Source organism: Roseateles sp. P5_B10, from assembly GCF_056400485.1.
Genome location: NZ_JBFULE010001322.1, coordinates 1 through 936 on the forward strand (window position 1 = coordinate 1; position 936 = coordinate 936).

Below are 936 nucleotides of genomic sequence, written 5' to 3' on the forward strand. Positions count from 1 at the left end.
CATCTCTGGCGAAATGGCCCTGCAGCACCAGCCCGGCAGTCGCCGCGCCGGCACCAAGCCGCTGCAAATCGAAGGTCTGAATGCCGCAACCGGCGACTGGGAACTGCCCGCGCCCGGCCAGCGCTACAGCGAATTCCAGGCCGGGCTGAAGATGGCCAACCGCAGCGGCGCCCTCAACGAGATCGAGTACTCGGAGTTCGTGCAGAAGATCCAGGCCTTTGCCGACGGCGTTGGCGGCTTCGTGCAGTTCCCAGACATGCTGGACGTCGTCGCCCGCGCCCGCGAGCTGGATCAGTTCGCGGCCAGCCATGACGCCCAGCTTGCCCTGCTGCTGCGTGCCAAGGCCGCAGCCTGGACGCCTGGCTTTGTGCAGCAGGCCGCGGGTCGCCACGGCTTCGTCGCCGGTGCGCTGCCAGGCCGCCTCGTCATGCCGTCGGCAGAAGAGGGCGCGCCGCCGGTGCTGACGCTGCAGTTCGATGCCCAGGCTGCGCTGGCTGAAGACCCCGAAGCCCTGTCGCTGCGCGAGCTGACGCTGGCGCTGGACGTGCCGCAGACGTCGGCCGATCAGGAGCCGTTCGCGCTCTGGCAGGAGTCGGCCCGCGCACTGGCCCGCGATCTGGAGGCCGAGGTTTGCGACGACCGTGGCCAGGTGCTGGGCCTGCATGCCTTCGCGTCCATCGACGTTGAGCTGAAGAAACTCTACGAAGCTTTGGCGGAGCGTGATCTGGCCGCCGGCTCGCCTGCCGCACGAAGGCTGTTCAGCTGATCGCGTGACATTGGCCGCGCAAACGCCGCGGTCTGACTGACAACCGACGGGGCGGCGGGGGGCAAAGCTTCTAAAGTCTGTGCGTTACATGGCCCTTCAAGCCTGATGCGCAGCGGCGGCTTCCCCCAAGTTTTCAGTCCCACCCTTCGTCCAGCCACCCAGTTCTGGCT

General features: G+C 67.6%; 1 protein-coding gene. It reads left to right on the top strand.

Annotation, left to right across the window (positions count from 1 at the left end; all coding sequences use genetic code 11):
- A partial coding sequence (locus tag AC1DU6_RS33035; RefSeq protein WP_477862524.1) for a cell division protein ZipA C-terminal FtsZ-binding domain-containing protein occupies positions 1-766 on the top strand: 766 nt, incomplete at its 5' end.
- Between the last annotated feature and the right edge of the window lie 170 nt (positions 767-936).